Raw genomic sequence first — 17,082 nt, 5'->3', positions numbered from 1 at the left:
AATGGGGAATACTAATCAACTCCCGACTCCCTAGGGCGCAAGCATTGCGCCCCTACACCGACTCCCGACTCCCGACTCCCGATTCCCGACTCCCGATTCCCCGTTCCCTGTTCCCTGTTCCCTGTTCCCCGATTCCCAATTCCCTTATGTCCCAACGTCCCATTTACATGGATGGCCATGCCACAACTCCGGTAGATCCGCGAGTCGTCGAGGCCATGTTACCCTTTTTTACCGAGCATTTTGGCAACCCCTCCAGCATTACCCATGCCTATGGTTGGGAAGCAGAAGCGGCGGTCAAAAAAAGCCGCCAAATTATCGCCGAGGCGATTCACTGTAGCCCCGATGAGGTGATTTTTACCAGTGGGGCTACAGAGGCCAATAATTTAGCCATTAAAGGGGTGGCTGAGTCCTATTTTCAACAAGGCCGACATATTATTACCCTCGCCACCGAACACCGGGCGGTTTTAGATCCCTATGATTATTTGGCTTCCTTGGGGTTTGAAGTGACTAAACTTCCGGTTCAATCCGATGGGCTGGTGGATTTAGAGGTGTTAAGCCAAGCCATCCGCCCCGATACTATTTTAGTCTCTGTGATGGCGGCTAATAATGAAATTGGGGTGTTACAACCCTTAGCGGAAATTGGCGCAATGTGCCATGAAAAGGGGGTTTTGTTCCATACGGATGCGGCTCAGGCGATCGCCAAAATTCCCCTAGATGTGGAAGCCATGCAGATTGATCTAATGTCCATTACCGCCCATAAAGTGTATGGCCCCAAAGGAATTGGCGCGTTATATGTTCGACGACGTAACCCTAGAGTCAAATTAGCCGCCCAAATTCACGGGGGCGGACAGGAACGAGACTTGCGTTCAGGAACCCTTTATACCCCCCAAATCGTGGGACTGGGCAAAGCCATTGAATTGGGACTCAGTGAGGCCAGCGAAGGGGAGAGATTGGGGGAAATGCGCGATCGCCTCTGGAGCCAACTCCAAACCCTAGACGGCGTAATCCTCAACGGACACCCCACCCAGCGACTCCCCGGCAACCTCAACATCAGTATAGAAGGAGTCGATGGAAACGCCCTCCTCCTCGGACTCCAGTCCATCGTCGCCCTCTCCTCCGGTTCCGCCTGTTCCTCCACCCACATCGCCCCCTCCCACGTCCTCACCGCCCTGGGTCGCCCCGAACCCCTCGCCTACGCCTCCCTGCGCTTCGGCCTAGGGCGTTTCAACACCCCCGCAGAAATCGAGCAAGTCGCCCCCGCCATCATTTCCACCGTTCAAGCCCTGCGCCAAGCCAACCCCAAAACAAAGCCATCTCGCCGTTAGCCCTTTGTGCTAAAATAGGGGGGTCGCTCTCTTAACTCACTCGGCGAGACATCCCGCACCCTGCCCAACAGGGTGAATATTCGGGGTAAAAGCCAAATATGATATGATTGACATATCTCCGACCACTAACCGACGGAATCCGGATCTCGCTTGAGCCAGTGAAGGAGCAGGCAAAAGACTCGCAAGAACTTTCATTATCAAGTCGCTCATCATCTTTGTGACCAAGCCAATATCATTTTTGCCGAAGATTTAAACGTCAAAGCCATGTCTAGAGGGATGTTGTGTAAACCTACCATTGATGCTGGTTTTGGGGGGTTTCTAGAGGTCTTAAAGCACGGGGCTTGGAAACGAGATGTTTATTTTGAGAAAGTTGATGCTAATTTCACTAGCCAAATTTGTCCGAGTTGTGGTGTAGTGACTGGTAAGAAAGACTTGTCTCAACGAGTGCATGAATGTTCTCATTGTGGGTTGGTAACGGATAGGGACGTTGCTGCGGCGATGGTTGTTGAGCAACGTGAACTTGCAGCCCTTGGACTGGGGGTCAAGCTGCCTGTAGAGGAAGAGGTGATCGGGGATGTCCCTAAAAAGACATCTAGAGCCTCCCGTAGAAGCAGGAAAGCCTCATAGTAATATGGGGAAGCCCGCACCGTACCCGTAGGGTCGGTGTCGGGAGGATGTCACGCAAGATGAACAGAAAACACCGAATCCTAAAAACTCCGAAGTCAAAATTTCCCCTTGAGAATTTTCCTTTTCTTCCCTGAGTGAGTCTGGATTCGTGAATACTGTAAAGTGGGCTTCATGGCGTAATCCCTCAATACAGTTCGTAAGCTAGACCCTAGCACTTAGGACAGCACAGATTAGGAGAACATTAACCTAGGATTGTTGGACAGCCACCTGTCCCCTAACTGAAACAGATTATGGGGCAGTATTAATGAGAGAGTACAGATTTAGATTGTGTGGATCAGATCAGGCTTATCCGATGGTGTCACCCATCACCTCAGTTCATGGTGGTTGTCCCGTTCAACTTATCCCCTGTTCTGTAATGAGAGCAGAGTTTAGGGGGGTGAGTCATCTGGCTTGAATTGTACAGTTGCGTTTTTGTGACGCGATCAAAGTCAAATTCAATTGATTAAGGGAAAATCCCAAGCTAAAAACTCACACTTGAACAGTACATCACCCCCAGTGCAGCGCAGTTTTAAGCGACACTGCCTCAACATTATCCCACTGGCTTGATAATCCAAGGGGTGAACAATCAAAACTTAAACCAGATGGGATCGCTTAAGTCCTCCTCCACTTTCCGGCAATCTAGTTTGACTCCGTTTGATTCTCGTTCAAGGTACTGGCTGAAAAAAACTTTGATCACGCACAGATGCTTAACCTAATTATTTTTTGAGGAAATTGGATGCCAAAGCAAATTATTATTGCTGAACAGCATAAAATCGCAGCCGTTTTTGCAGAAGATCAGATTCAAGAACTTGTTGTCTCTACTGGTAATCAACAAGTTAGCGATATTTACCTCGGCACCGTAGAAAATGTGATTCAAGGCATTGATGCTGCTTTTGTGAACATTGGCGATGCCGAACGCAATGGCTTTATGCACGTCACAGACCTAGGCCCTTTACGCTTGCGCAAAAGTGCCGGAGCGATTACGGAACTTTTAACTCCCCAACAAACGGTTCTGGTTCAAGTCATGAAAGAACCTACGGGGAACAAAGGGCCTCGACTCACGGGAAATATTACCCTCCCCGGACGTTATTTAGTCTTAATGCCCTACGGACGCGGGGTGAATCTGTCCCGTCGCATCAAAAACGAAGCCGAACGCAGTCGTTTACGCGCCTTAGCGATTCTGATTAAACCCGCCGGGATGGGTTTATTAGTGCGGACGGAAGCCGAAGGAAAAGGCGAAGATGCCATTATGGAGGATTTAGAATACCTCCAACGACAATGGGAGTCTATCCAACAACAGGCCAACATGAGCAAACCTCCGGCGCTGTTGAATCGGGATGAAGACTTTATCCAACGGATTCTACGGGATATTTACAGCGCGGACGTGAACCGGATTGTGGTGGATTCGGCCGCTGGGGTTAAGCGGGTGAAACAACAATTAATGAACTGGAGTGGCGGACGGTCGCCGGAAGGGGTGTTAATTGACCATCACCGCGATCGCCTGCCCATTCTCGAATACTTCCGGGTGAATGCCGCCATCCGAGAAGCCCTCAAACCCAGAGTAGATTTACCCTCCGGCGGGTATATCATCATCGAACCCACCGAAGCCCTCACCGTCATTGATGTGAACTCCGGCTCCTTTACTCGTTCCGCCACGGCACGGGAAACCGTCCTCTGGACGAACTACGAAGCCGCTACCGAAATCGCCCGTCAAATGCGCTTACGCAACATGGGCGGCGTGATTGTGGTGGACTTTATTGATATGGACTCCCGGCGGGATCAATTGGCCTTATTAGAACACTTTAATAAAGCCCTGCGCGCCGACAAAGCCCGCCCCCAAATTGCCCAACTCTCGGAACTGGGACTGGTTGAACTGACCCGCAAACGCCAAGGCCAAAACCTCTATGAACTCTTTGGCAAAGAATGCCCCCATTGTGGCGGCTTAGGTCATTTAGTCCAACTCCCCGGCGAAAGTGGCGAAGAACTGCCCGAACGGGTCGTTTCCACCACTCCAACCTTGGTGAGAACTCCCGAAAAACGGGAGGAGGAAATTGAACCTCTGTTTGACGCGGGAGGAGATGAGAGCAGTGTGGATTTAGATTTACTCCATCATCCCAGCTACCAAGAACCGGGCGGCAACAACAAACGCAGACGGCGGCGGCGTTTGACTGAGCTAGAACTGGGGAACAAGAGCAAACCCCGTCCTTCGGGTACCAATGGCCAAAAACTGGAGACAGAGAACGATTACAGCAGCAGTAACGAGTCTTACGGGATTCTGCGGGATTCTTCTGGAAGTCGAGAACGGGATACCAGTGAAAAATACAGTCCCAGTCGCGGTTCTCGGATTCGGGAAACCATTATCCCGGAAAAAGTCTCCGTAGAAATGACCCCGGTTGAACAGGATATTTACGCCATGATGGGCATTTCTCCCCTGATTCGTGCCAATCGTGAGTTAAAAGATCCTAAAGCCGTCATTGTCTCTGTTCGTCCTGTAGGGACTGACGAAGAGGTAGAAGAGGAACGGGAAAAACCCGCCAAACCAATTCTGAATAATGCCGTTGAGTCTCCTAGCATGGTTAGTGAGTTGGCTAGTCAGCCGGACGAGGAGGAATTTGAGGAAAATAGTCCGGTGTTCTCTGAGGAGTCTGAGGAGTTTGTTCAATCTGTGGAGTCTATGGAGTCTATGGAGTCTGTGCAGTCCGCGAGTGAGGATACAGGGTTGAAGTCTAATGACTCTGATGCAGAGGATGAGGAGGATCGTCCTGTCATCCGTCGCCGTCGTCGTCGCTCTTCTGCTCGCTAATGTAGGATCTGCTGAATAACTGGGCTAGGGAACGGGGAGTCAGGAGTCGGGAGTCGGGAATCGGGTGTCGGGTGTCGGGAATAGGTAATAGGGAATAGGGAATAGGTGATAGGTAATAATTATCAATTCTCCCCTGCTCCCCTGCTCCCCCTCTCCCCCCTCCCTCCCCCTCCCCTGTTCCCTTGACTTCTAAATTTGCTCCCTAACCCAAGCCCGAAACGCTTTCATGGTTTTATTCCTGCCTTCAACTTTACTCCGTTCCAGATATTCAGGAATAATTTTCCTTAAAGGAAATCCGGGAAAATGAGGGCTTTCATTAGATTGAATATAAACACCATCTTGTAGCACATTAATTTCTAAAATTGTACCGTTAAAGCGCCAAAGTTCCCCAACTCCTAAGACTTCATAATTGTTAAACTGAGTCCGCGATGTAAGATCAATTTCAATGGCTAAATCTGGGGGCGGGTCTATACTTAAATCAATTCGCTTTTGACCACGAACCTCTGCCTCATTTTCGATATAGAAACATTGGTCGGCTTCAAGTCCTTGTCTCATGGTTTGACTTTTAAAGGTGGTTGAAGCCAAGTTTCTGAACTCAATATCAAGTTCTTCTAGCAGAATTTCCACGAGATTACCAATAATGACTTTATCGTCTTCGTGTTCCGGTAATGGCACCATAATTTCCAATATTCCTTGACTGTAATTAATCCGAAACCCGCGTTTTTCTCCCAAATCTTCTAGCAAGTCTTCGTACATCTGCCAACTAATATCTTTCATTAAAAGTTGCCGACCGGGGGGAATGACTAATTGTTCAAAAGTGACTTGCATATTGTTTACTTTTATATTAGTTTTTTGTCAGAATAACGCAATTATAGCCAACCGATCTGAGTCGTGCAAAAAAGGAACTAGGATTGGAGGGAACATGATTGCTATAAACTAGCAACACCGGATGAAATTGAGAACGGATTGATGAGATTCTATTTCGTAGAACGTGATTTACCTGAACTTGCAGCACCCTATGAAACCGTTGCCGGGGTGGATGAGGTGGGGCGGGGTGCATTGTTTGGGGCGGTGGTAGCGGCGGCCGTTGTGTTGTCTCCAGAGGCCTGTTCAGAATTGGTGAAAGCGGGGGTGCGGGATAGTAAGCGCTTGTCTGCTAAACGACGAATGACACTCGCGGAACAAATTCGTGCGATCGCCCTTGATGTCCAAATTAGTCACGCGACCCACCAAGAAATTGATCAAATCAACATCTTTCAGGCCTCTTTGTTAGCGATGGGTCGTGCAGTGGAAGCCTTGAATCCAGTCCCCTCCATCTGTTTTGTAGATGGAAAATTCCCCATCCCCCATTTAACCCCACCCCAGCAAAATATCATCAAGGGGGATCAGAAATCTGTCGTCATTGCCTCAGCTAGTATTGTCGCTAAAGTCTGGCGGGATCAACAGATTATAGAACTCGCGGCAGAATATCCCCAATATGATCTCATCGCCAATAAGGGATATGGCACCCAAAAGCATCTGCTAGCCCTACAACAGTATGGGCCATCTCCCTACCATCGCTTATCCTTCAAACCTTGTCGGTTGTAGTCCAGATGGATTTTAGGCGATCGCTTTGAGATGCTACGCCCGGAATCGCACCCCAACCCTCTCCCATAATATAATTGAGGTCAGAGCATTTTTCGGTCTATTTCTGATCACGATTCATGGCAGAACACCAACTCGGTTTTTTTGGTACATTTTCGCTGAAAAAAGAAGAATTACGCAGAATCTTAGACGTAGCCGCAGAAGATTCCGGCTTAGAAGGTTCTACACAAGATTTAATGGCAAAAACCAACCTCGGCAACGCCAAAGTCGGACGAGTCAAAGCTTGGGCAACTCGTACAGGATTCCTAGACGGCAAAACCCTAAGTTCAGCAGGTCGCCTCATCCACCAACGGGACCCCTATCTAGAATCTCCCCTAACCGATTGGTTTATGCACTTCTATCTCAGTTTTGGCGATCAGGGTATCAAACCCCCTCCCCAAACACCAGAAGACTGGGGCGGATGGTGTTACTTTGTCTTTAGTTTTTTACCCCAATATCCTCAATTTACCCTCGAAGAATTAAGGAATCATTATATAAAGATTTTTGAGCAAAAAGGCGCAGCCGCTTCTAAAAAAGTAGACTTTATTGTAAAAGCCTATACTGAACCCGATGCCCTAGTGAGTTGTCAATTCCTAACCCAAAAAAGCCATCAATATTCTAAGGGAAATTCTCTGCTTCCTAACCCCTACTTAATCGGTTACTTTTTAGCCCAACTTTGGCAGCGAGACTTTTCTAGAGAAGGTTCAGTCCTCACAGAATCGATTCTGACCCAATACATGGGATTAGCCCCCATTTTAGGCATTACCCCAGAAGCCTTACAAACTCAACTGAACACCCTAGAAGCCTATGGCCTCATTGAACAACGACGGACAGTTCCCCCCTACCAAATAATCGCCCGTTGGTCTGACCCCCTCACCCTCCTAGAAAAAGCCTATGCCAGCGACTCCTAATCTCCTCCTACGCAACGCCAGACCCGATAATCAAATTCATCTGTTACTATGGGATCGACCCCTTGAGCCACAGTTAGAGCATTTAGTTTTTTACAACAACGCCGAACGGGTTAATTATCGTCAGAACTTGCAACAACGCCTCCCTAAAAACACCCGGTTTTTAACCTTACATCTTTATTTAGAGCGAGAGCTAGAAGCCTTAAAAAGTATTTGTAAAAACAGTCAAAAATCCATGATTTTACTAGAAGGATTAGACTGTTTGATCACCTACCTACATACCCAACCTGAAAGTTCAATGCCCTTATTTTGGCATTATTTAAAACAACTACGCAATCTCGAAACCTTACTCTGGATTTTATTACCCTCCCGTTTAAAACCCCCTGATTGGCCTAAAAATCGCCTATACTCCATTGATTCATTCTAACACTATTCGTGACCGATTGACCTATTTTCCCCTGACTCACTCCTCTTAAGCAGATTGTCCTATGCACCTTAATCAACTCGTTAAAATTAATCAAGAAGGCATTGTTGCCAGTTCTGTTAATTTCGGTCATCTTCAAGATTCTGAAGCGAATCTAAGACTCTGTAAGGGCTTTATTTTTAACTACAATTCCCATAAACCTGAAAACTCAACCATTGGAATTTTAGACCGCTTGTGTGGCACTTATCAAAGCCGAACCTTGCCGAATATTCACCTGATTGTTCAAGACTACGGCAAGGGAAAATCTCATTTTGCCGTGACCGTAGCTAACTTTTTTCAAAAAGGCTTTGATACCCCAGAAGTGCAGGGAATTGTAACACAAGTAGCCGTTGCTGCGGGAACATCTAATCCGGTAGCACAGCGAATCAAAAACTACAAACAAAACCAAAAGTATCGACATTTAGTGATTTGTTTAAGTGGGGATCATCCCGGAGACTTACGGGAGCAGTTTTTAGCGAGTCTTTTACAAGTTCTCGAACAAGAGGGCGTGACTGAAACTATCGCCCAACAGCTATGTAGTGAACCTCTACGCTATCTTAACAGTTTAAGCCCAGAAGAACGCAAAACAGGAGATGATTATTTAGCCGAAATTGACTGTCCCGAAGGAGATATTAAACAGTTAATTCAACTCTTAGAAGAACATTGTTTACAAGCAGAAGTGTTGAATCGGTACTTATGAACTAAGTACAAATGGACACACTAACCCTGTTAAGGGGTAAATTTAACCAGGTGGCACTAGCTCTCTAAACCAGTGTACATAGCTAATTTTTTGACACATAAACGCCTGTAAATATCGCAATTTATCCAATAAAGATTTACCGAACTCTGTCGGTATCTTGAGCATATTTAGAAGTAAATAGGCAATCAGACAACTATAAATCTGGATTTCAATTCCGTTGATATTTTTAGGGATGAGGCGATCTAATTTGAGGTGCATCTTTAAAAATTTCCAAAGCAACTCAATTGACCAACGCAAACGATAAAACTCGGCAATTTCTTCTGAGCTAACTCCTCCTTCTCCCGTCTCGGGTAAGTTCGTTACTAATCGAAACTCAGTCTTTTTCTCTAAGTCGCTAAAACTCACGACTCTAGCTTCAATTTGTTCGCGACCTTGGCCTAGTAAACAATTGCCATTATCTAGGAAAGTTAAGTGAACATTGTTCCTAATTCTCAGAACGAAGTAGCGATCCTTCAACTTTTGTAACAGGGCAATTTGAATTAGGCTAAAAAAGCCTCTATCCATTATTCCAACGCCATTAGCTGGAATTGATTCTAGGGTTGTATCGCCATATTTATAGTCATGACCTTGACCAAAATGAAGGAAGAGTCCGCCTGGAATTCCGGTGAAGAGATTTAGACCCGCAAAAAGCTTGACTTGGTGAACTTCTTGATGCCAGAGTAACTTACTGGTGAGAGTGACAATGGTTGAATCTAAGGGAAAAAGTTGTAGCTGATTGGATGGAATCTTATTCTGTTTAAGAAACTGTTGTGTTAGATGAACCCACAATTGATAAAAAATTTGAGGATCGCGATACTTACTGGCTTTAGAAAAGGTGGAAATATCAACAGACTCCCCCATAATATTAAGCCTCTTGAAGAGACTTCTCATACTGGTTTGACTCTGGTCAAGAACAAATTCAAGCCAAATGGAAACGAATTTAAAAGTATTTAAGACGGGATAGTCATCTTGAGGCAAATGACCGAGGCATTGTTTGACAATTTGAGGAAAGTTGGATAGAATCAAGGGATTAGTTTTTTTAAAAAAGTAAGCCCCTATTTTAAAACAATAGGGGCTTTTTGTCAAGTTTTTTACTAACATTCAACACTTCTGGTTTACAAGTTATTCTGAGGGTGAAAGAACTCGCCCGTCATATCACCGGATTTACCCCCGATTTTAAAAGCGAGATTGACCTAGAAATACTGTTAGAAGACTTAATCAAAAATCTATGTAGTGGACAGAATCAAAAGTTCGCGGGGATTTTAATTTTATTTGATGAACTCAATGCCTATTTAACCGCTTGGGGGGCAGATCAAATCAAAGCAGGAGGATTAGCCGTTCAAAATATTACCAATATTTGTGAACGGTATAAAGGGAAAATTACGCTGCTGAGTTTCACCCAGATTTCTCCCTTAAAAGCCTTGGGGATTAGTGCTATTATTGAAGAGAGTTATAAAAAAGTTGCCAGTCGTCTTGCTCCTCAAGATACTACCTATAATCCTGCTTCTAGTTTAGAGTTAGTGATTCATAATCTCTTGATTCAACAGGAAAATAGCAAGCCGTGGACAGCCTTTTATGAACGTTGGCGCAATACTCTATTAGAGAAAGCCAGAATTGCCTATGAATCTCGGATTAAACTCTATAAGGAACAAAAGGGTTGGTCTTTAGAAACATTTTTTCAAACATTAGGCAAAGGAGTTTTTCCCCTCCATCCAATGACTGCTTATTTACTCTGTAACTTAGATTTTGTTCAAGACCGGACAGCGATTCAGTTCATTAAAGGCCATACCACAAAATTTATTGAAAGTCAAAATACTGAAACAGAAAATGGCGCATTAAATTATATCTATCCCCTTGATTTAGTCGATAGTTTTATTGAAAATTTCTCCAACGCTTCCATTTACACCGCTTACCAAAAAGCGCAAGCTTTAGTCATTGCTTCGGACAATGTGCAGGAAAGTATTGTTTTGAAAGCTTTGTTTTTATATCACGCTTCCAATGGGAAGATTGTCAAGATAGATCGAGAAGATCATGAAGTGGTTTTAAGTGAATTAACTGGATTAAAACAATCCGAGGTCAAAAAGGCTTTAGACATTTTGACCCAGAAACGGGATTTAATTTACTATAAATCTGATATCAAGCTATATCAATTTTATGAAGGCTTTAACCCTTCTGATTTGCAAAATCAAATTGAGGAAGATGTTAAAAAAAGTCTACCTGTCTCGTTGAACTATTTAGTGAATTATTGTAATGACAAGTATTTCACATATCCGGTGATTGCTGCTAAAGATTTTGTCAAGCAGTATAAACAAAGTGAGTCAGACTGGCAATTTCAAAGAAAAGTCTATGATCCAGCCCATTTATTAAGCCAATTAAATCCCAAAAATTCATCATTACCAACCTCGGAACGTGGTATCTTTGCTTATGTTATAGGCAGCAGTAGGACTGAGTTACAAAAACTACAAAAATCTATTGATGCTTACTTAAAAAAATCTGCTATTCAAGATAGCATTGTGATAGCCATTGCTTCCGAATCCGCAGAAGAATTAGCCATATTACTAGAGAAAATAAATCTTCTGGAAAAGAAAGATAGTAGTGAAAAAAGACTGTGGGGACTCGCTTATAAACAATTAATGGAACGTTGGCGAAGTGAATTGGATGGCCGACTCAAACAAATGTTTGTTGACTGTACTTGTCATTCCATTGTAAGTGAAGGTCTTGAGGTTAGCCGGAGAAATAATCCACAGGTTCTGATTAGTGCTTTATTAAAGCGTCTTTACCCCTGTGTGATCCCGATTGAATCTCAGGATAAAATGCGTCCCAGTAATGCAACAGGGACACAAATTATTCGCTATGTAGTAACGCAGCTTTTAGAGCAAAGTAGCGTGTCTACTTTACTTCCCAATACAGCCTATGAAACCCTGATTAAGCAAGTTTTTGTCGGGTCTTGGAAATTATTTCACAGGACAAATGAGAGGTATGTAATCCAAGAACCTTTAGAACCCAATGTGCGCGCTGCTTGGGATAAAATTTCAGAGTTGATGGACTTAAAGGGAAGCCCAGAAAAAAGATTTCCAACGAATAAATTATGGGAATGTTTAGCGAAACCCCCTTTCGGTTGCAGTGAATATGTCTTTCTGGTTTTATGGGTGGCTTGGATGGTCTATCATCGTCAAGAGATATCTTTGAAAGGACCTGTCACAATTCCTAAAACTCATAAGTCTGTGACGGTTCAAGTGCAATCTTTGAAAAGTTGGGCGACAGCAGATATCCTGAAAAAACCGAGAGAATTTGTCAATAGCTGGGTCACTCATCCCCGTGCAGAATTGATTCGCAAATACCGAATGTCACGACCGGAAGTTCCTCCTTCTCCTCTGAGTTATGACCAAGCTAAACAATATATTGGAAACTTGGCAGCTTATCTTAATTCTGCCGAATTGGATGGGGGAGAAGTGGCAGAAGTGGAGCAAGAAAAAGCGCAGGTGGAGGAGTTAGTAAAACAGATCGAGATGTGGTTTAAATCTGTGGAGGAGATGGAGACTCTATCGGAGTCTGCCAATCTACCGGAATTATTAGCACTTTATTCTCCGTTGTACCAATCTCCCCCCAGTTGGGATTTACGGTCTAATGTACTATCTATGATTCCCTCTCAGCAACAACGCGATCGCATGACCGAAGCACAACAAAAGATGCGCGATCGCCTAGAATTATGGATGGATACCTACACTGAACAAGCAGAAACCTTGTCAACGGTAGAAGATTGTACCCTCTACGAACAAAACACCCACCAATATATTAAACAAGTAGATGCTATTGCTGAACTCCCCCCCCATTATATAGATCGTCTCAACTATGCTTTAAAAGTTGTAGAACGCAGAAAAGCAGCAATTCAGCAGCAACACAATATTGAAATAACTGTTAATCAGATTCAGCAATTGTACGAGAGTTTAAATGAAGACTCCCTGCAAAGTGATTATATTCAGATTCGCCAACAAATTGAAACCCTTGCACAGAACCTCCCCGATTCCCACCAAACCACAGTTCAACAAACCTTAGACAATCTCAATCGTCGTTACCAAGAACTATGTCAACAAGTTGAGAGATGGGAAGAACAGTCCCAAACCGTCACGTCGAAAAACAAGATCCTAGAGTTAATTAAGGAGATTGCCAATAAAAAACGCTATTTTACTGACATAGATCAACAGAATCAAATCACGCAGATTGAGGTCAGATTAGAGCAAGAATTGCTGAAAGTTAAAGCGCAAGACCAGATAGAAAATTCAATTGAGACAGAACTGTTAACCGCACAACAGGATCTCCAACGGATTGAAGATTTAGCCGTCTCCAGACTCGCTGAAGCTTTGGCAATTTATCAGAAACTCTGGGACAGTCATTTATCAATTGAGACAGATTCATCGTTAGTTGAACAGTATGGCTCCAAGATTCAAGCAATCAACCAAATAAAGGAGCAAGGTCAACAAGTTATTCGGGATCAATTACAAGTATTTGCTCAACAGACTCAAAGGGAAATTGAAAACTATCAAGGGGGTAAAAATCGCCTTGAACAATATATTCAGCTTTTAGGGAACTTCAGCGAGTTTAGAGAAACCCAAGGAGTTCTAGAGAATTCCCTGCAAGACTTGGAGAATGCTTATCAAGGGTATCAAAATCAACAGGAGATTGAATCTAAACAACAACAAGATCAGGCTATTTTAAAGGAAATTCGACAACTCAGACCTCAAAATCAAACGATTTTACAGTGTCAATCGAGTATAGAAACTATTCAAAGACGTTTAGCACAGATTAACTACCCAGAAGACATCGAAGCGGAGGTTAACGCTATCCTCCAAGAGTTACAAAACCAATCTAATCGGTATTGTGAGACACTAGAGGAATTGTCTCAACAAATTCTACAAGCTAAGACGTTAGAACAAATTCTAGAGATTAAAGCAGAATATGATAAGCTGCATTTAATTTTTAAAGATTCAGACCAGTTTGAACAATATCAACGGTTTCAAGCTGTCTTAGAGTCTTATCAAGGGGATATACAAAAAATTGAGGAACTAGAGCAATGGTTGATACAAGATAGTTCTGCTTCTAATCTACATCGAATCATCCAGCGCCTAGAGTCTCAACAGGTGCAACTGAATCACCCAGAACAATTGGCGACGAGACTCGAATTATTCCAAAACAGAGTACAGGAAAAATGGCAAGAGTACGAGCAGCAGTTAAGTCATTTTGAGCAAGAGATGCAGGTTGTTAGTCAGGTAGCAGAATGGCAAAAACTTCAGGAGAATCTCTTACAACAAGGGGGATTATATGCTGATTCTGCTCTTTCGGTACAGTATGAAAGAATTAAAAATGACTTGTCTTTATTAGGGGAATTATTACGGATTGGTAATTCGCCCAGAAATACCCTAGAGGATTGTAAAAAAATAATTGCTGAATTGAAACAATGGCAGGAAAAGGTTTCACCGTTAAACCCTGTAGTAGACCAACGGTTCAATCAGGTTTATAGTGAAATTAGGGAAATGGGTATAACCTTATATAATCAACAGCAAGAGTCCGCAAAAGAATGGTTAAAAAATTTGGGTAAGCGAGCCACTGATGAGGTTGTTTCTCCAGCAATTGATGAGCGTGATAAGTTAAAATTTGCTCAACAAATTCTGCAAGAAATTAGACAAAACAAATCCCAATATTATCAATATTTGAACAAGACACATCAGCAATCTTTAATTAGAATTCAAAATCTGTGTCAGGAACAGCTTTACAAAAATAAATCTCATCAAATTATTACCTTATTTCAAGAGTTACCTGTCTTACAGCGTCGAAACCTTTATGAAGAGTTAGCACAATATTTGGAGCGAGAAAATTCTAATGGTTAATATTCCAGAAACGAGTAGGGGAAATGATTCTCAATTATCTTATCCCTGTTCACAGATTCATGGGAAAACGGTATTTCTAGATCCAACCAAACAATATCCGATTCCCGATGACTGTATTGTAATTAGTACAGAAATGGATTGGATTCGGGATTTTTTTGTAACAGAGGGGAAGTATTGGGTGAGAGGGAAACGTCTGTGTGACTGGACGACAGAGTGGTTGCGCGTTTGGGATTGGCAAGATGCGATGATCGCACCCCGACCCCATCCTACCCCACCCCATCCTACCCCACCCACAGAACCACCCGTTCCTCCCCCTCCCCCCCAACATACAACTCATTCAATTTTCGTGGATGGCTTTGATATTGATGAGTTGCTTGAACAATAATCTTGACAAAAAGCAAAAACTATGAACAATATTAGCCCTGAAAGACCTTACAACAATCAAAAAATTCGCGACATTTTTGGAGAACTGAGCATCGACAAAAGACGCTTACCTTCTAGTGGACTAACCTCCATTGGAGTGCCTAGCTTTGTGGCAGAATGGCTACTCGATAAAATTGTTCCGGGCGAAGGAGAACTAACCCCACAAGAACATGAGAAAGTAAATCGATTTGTCCAAAAAGCCTTCCCTCGCAAGGATGACCGGGAAGAAATTAAATTTGATCTGAAGACGGGTCAAACAAAAACCATAATTGCTTTGATGCAAGTTCGGGTTAAATTCGGCAAAGGAGGGGAAGAAATTACTGAACCTTTTGCCAGAATTCCTACATTAGGGTTTGACTCTTGCATGATTTCCACCGACTTAATCAACGAGAATAGAATGTTGCTTCGTCAAGGTATTTGGGGGAAAATCACCCTCAGTATACCGTCAAATAATAAGATTGAAGTCTTTGATTTTGACCCCTTTCAATGTTCCCTCTTAGACCGCAACGCTTACGCCAATTTTCGCGCTCAATTTTCCAACGTTGAAGAATGGAAAGACCTCCTGTTCTGTTCTATGGGATACAATCCTGAACATCCCAGTTATACCCCGGAAGCCAAAACTTGGATGTTAGCTCGATTAATTCCCTTAGTTGAGAGAAATTACCATGTGATGGAATTAGCACCCAAAGGCACAGGCAAAAGTTTTGTGTTTGAAAATATTAATAGCAAAGTCGCTGTTCTGAGTGGGGGAAAAGTAACCCGCGCTCAATTATTTATTAACGGGAGAACCAAGGAAATTGGTGCATTAGGTCGTCATGATGTATTAGTTCTAGATGAAGTACAAAGTCTAACCATCGATAACCCAGATGAGTTTATTGGCCCCCTCAAAACCTATTTAGCCAATGGGAGTTACAATGTATCATCCTTTAGCGACCAACCGATTACCAGTGATTGTTCTCTAGTAATGTTAGCCAATATTGAGTTAACCTCACAATTACAACCCCGTAATCCTAACCATTTAGTGGCTAATTTACCTCGATTCTTCTCAGAAACAGCTTTACTCGATCGCATTTGTGGGATTATTCCGGGGTGGAAGATTCCTAAATTTCAGCAAGCCATGATTGCCTCTCAAGTCGGACTAAAGATGGATTTTTTCGGAGAGGCTTTATTAGCCTTACGTTCGGATCCTCGTTTTGAAGCTTATGCTAAACAACATACAAACTTTGACTCAAAAACGGTTAATGTTCGGGATGAAAAGTCTATCATTAAATCAGCATCGGGGCTTCTAAAACTCCTATATCCCCATCTTGAGTTAACCCCAACAGAATATCAAGAACACTGCTTAAAACCTGCGGTAGAGTTAAGGCAATATATCCGCAATTCTCTGTACCATTTAGATGATGAATTTCGGCGTTATGGTCAAAAAATTATCTGTACTTAACTTAAAACAATAAACAATATTAATCTGCACATCAAAACCAAAACGCCCCACTGAAAAAGCAGTAGAGCGTTGTGGAGAATATTTAGGCCTGGCAAGGAGCGATTGTCCCAGGAGGCAACCCTCAAAGTATCGTAGCCGCGCTAGCGTTTCACAACCGAGTTCGGGAAGGGATCGGAGTGGGACCGCTAGGCTAAACTCACCAAGCCGGGGGAGAATCCCCTCAAGACTGCATAGAAGAAAGAGGTCAAGCCCTCGGTCTGTTAGTACGCCTTGGCTTCATCCCTTGCAGGACTTCCACCGAACGCCTATGTAACGGGTGTTCTGCCCGTGACCTTACTTGGTTAACCCAAACAGAGCACTCATCTTGAGGTGGGCTTCCCACTTAGATGCTTTCAGCGGTTATCCGCTCCGCACATAGCTACCCTGCGTTTGCCGTTGGCACGACAACAGGTACACCAGCGGTGCGTCCTTCCCGGTCCTCTCGTACTAAGGAAGGCTCCTCTCAATGCTCTTGCGCCTGCACCGGATATGGACCGAACTGTCTCACGACGTTCTGAACCCAGCTCACGTACCGCTTTAATGGGCGAACAGCCCAACCCTTGGGACGTACTTCCGCCCCAGGTTGCGATGAGCCGACATCGAGGTGCCAAACCTCCCCGTCGATGTGGACTCTTGGGGGAGATCAGCCTGTTATCCCTAGAGTAACTTTTATCCGTTGAGCGACGGCCCTTCCACTCAGCGCCGTCGGATCACTAAGGCCTAGTTTCCTACCTGCTCGAAATGTCTCTCTCGCAGTCAAGCTCCCT

12 protein-coding genes, 2 rRNA genes and 1 pseudogene are annotated in these 17,082 nt (G+C 43.9%); 10 read left to right on the top strand and 5 right to left on the bottom strand.

Annotated features, from left to right (window positions below):
• Window positions 1-11: 11 nt before the first annotated feature.
• Window positions 12-179: a hypothetical protein gene (locus SPI9445_RS30210; RefSeq protein ID WP_164674438.1), complete on the bottom strand. Its 168-nt coding sequence runs from the start codon at window positions 177-179 to the stop codon at window positions 12-14.
• On the opposite strand from SPI9445_RS30210, the gene SPI9445_RS0100530 reads away from it, so the two are divergent.
• The 3 genes and pseudogenes from SPI9445_RS0100530 to rne all read left to right on the top strand — a co-directional run bounded on the left by SPI9445_RS0100530 (window position 147) and on the right by rne (window position 4,794).
• Window positions 147-1,325, top strand: coding sequence for a cysteine desulfurase family protein (locus SPI9445_RS0100530; protein WP_026079428.1), 1,179 nt, complete (start codon window positions 147-149; stop codon window positions 1,323-1,325). The two genes, SPI9445_RS30210 and SPI9445_RS0100530, sit on opposite strands and share 33 nt — an antisense overlap.
• Before the next feature lie 177 nt (window positions 1,326-1,502).
• Window positions 1,503-1,952, top strand: a pseudogene (locus tag SPI9445_RS0100525) (RNA-guided endonuclease InsQ/TnpB family protein); the annotation flags it as partial.
• Between the two features lie 775 nt (window positions 1,953-2,727).
• On the top strand, window positions 2,728-4,794 hold the full coding sequence (rne, locus tag SPI9445_RS0100520; RefSeq protein WP_017302753.1) for a ribonuclease E: 2,067 nt from the start codon (window positions 2,728-2,730) through the stop codon (window positions 4,792-4,794).
• 189 nt (window positions 4,795-4,983) lie between these two features.
• On the opposite strand, the gene SPI9445_RS0100515 is transcribed toward rne, so the two are convergent.
• On the bottom strand, window positions 4,984-5,622 hold the full coding sequence (locus tag SPI9445_RS0100515) for a Uma2 family endonuclease (protein ID WP_017302752.1): 639 nt from the start codon (window positions 5,620-5,622) through the stop codon (window positions 4,984-4,986).
• 141 nt (window positions 5,623-5,763) lie between these two features.
• Here SPI9445_RS0100515 and SPI9445_RS0100510 point away from each other — a divergent pair, with 141 nt between their 5' ends.
• The 4 genes from SPI9445_RS0100510 to SPI9445_RS0100495 all read left to right on the top strand — a co-directional run bounded on the left by SPI9445_RS0100510 (window position 5,764) and on the right by SPI9445_RS0100495 (window position 8,488).
• The gene (locus SPI9445_RS0100510; RefSeq protein ID WP_017302751.1) at window positions 5,764-6,381 is read left to right on the top strand and encodes a ribonuclease HII; all 618 of its coding nucleotides are present in this window, start codon (window positions 5,764-5,766) and stop codon (window positions 6,379-6,381) included.
• 116 nt (window positions 6,382-6,497) lie between these two features.
• The gene (locus SPI9445_RS0100505; RefSeq protein WP_017302750.1) at window positions 6,498-7,328 is read left to right on the top strand and encodes a hypothetical protein; all 831 of its coding nucleotides are present in this window, start codon (window positions 6,498-6,500) and stop codon (window positions 7,326-7,328) included.
• Complete coding sequence (locus SPI9445_RS0100500; protein WP_017302749.1) at window positions 7,312-7,752, top strand: hypothetical protein; 441 nt, start codon at window positions 7,312-7,314, stop codon at window positions 7,750-7,752. Before SPI9445_RS0100505 ends, SPI9445_RS0100500 begins: the two co-directional genes overlap by 17 nt.
• Window positions 7,753-7,813: 61 nt before the next feature.
• Complete coding sequence (locus SPI9445_RS0100495) at window positions 7,814-8,488, top strand: hypothetical protein (RefSeq protein ID WP_017302748.1); 675 nt, start codon at window positions 7,814-7,816, stop codon at window positions 8,486-8,488.
• Between the two features lie 42 nt (window positions 8,489-8,530).
• On the opposite strand, the gene SPI9445_RS0100490 is transcribed toward SPI9445_RS0100495, so the two are convergent.
• Window positions 8,531-9,550 (bottom strand): IS4 family transposase, encoded by a 1,020-nt coding sequence (locus SPI9445_RS0100490; protein ID WP_026079427.1) that lies wholly within the window; start codon window positions 9,548-9,550, stop codon window positions 8,531-8,533.
• Between the two features lie 110 nt (window positions 9,551-9,660).
• Between SPI9445_RS0100490 and SPI9445_RS0100485 the strand changes: the two genes are divergently transcribed.
• The 3 genes from SPI9445_RS0100485 to brxL are packed head-to-tail and all read left to right on the top strand — an operon-like array spanning window position 9,661 to window position 16,276.
• Window positions 9,661-14,412, top strand: coding sequence for a hypothetical protein (locus SPI9445_RS0100485; protein ID WP_017302746.1), 4,752 nt, complete (start codon window positions 9,661-9,663; stop codon window positions 14,410-14,412).
• Entirely contained in the window at window positions 14,405-14,797 is a 393-nt protein-coding gene (locus SPI9445_RS0100480; RefSeq protein ID WP_017302745.1) for a hypothetical protein, read from the top strand. The genes SPI9445_RS0100485 and SPI9445_RS0100480 overlap by 8 nt, the downstream gene beginning before the upstream one ends.
• 21 nt (window positions 14,798-14,818) lie before the next feature.
• The gene (brxL, locus tag SPI9445_RS0100475) at window positions 14,819-16,276 is read left to right on the top strand and encodes a BREX system Lon protease-like protein BrxL (protein ID WP_017302744.1); all 1,458 of its coding nucleotides are present in this window, start codon (window positions 14,819-14,821) and stop codon (window positions 16,274-16,276) included.
• Window positions 16,277-16,362: 86 nt separating this feature from the next.
• Here brxL and rrf read toward each other — a convergent pair.
• Both rrf and SPI9445_RS0100465 read right to left on the bottom strand, forming a co-directional pair.
• Window positions 16,363-16,480 (bottom strand): 5S ribosomal RNA (gene rrf / locus SPI9445_RS0100470).
• A 36-nt stretch (window positions 16,481-16,516) separates the two neighbouring features.
• Window positions 16,517-17,082, bottom strand: a 23S ribosomal RNA gene (locus tag SPI9445_RS0100465); the annotation flags it as partial.

The organism is Spirulina subsalsa PCC 9445, from assembly GCF_000314005.1.
Taxonomy (GTDB): domain Bacteria; phylum Cyanobacteriota; class Cyanobacteriia; order Cyanobacteriales; family Spirulinaceae; genus Spirulina_A; species Spirulina_A subsalsa.
The sequence above is the reverse complement of the archived record's forward strand: the minus strand, read 5'-3'. Positions and strand labels throughout refer to the sequence as shown.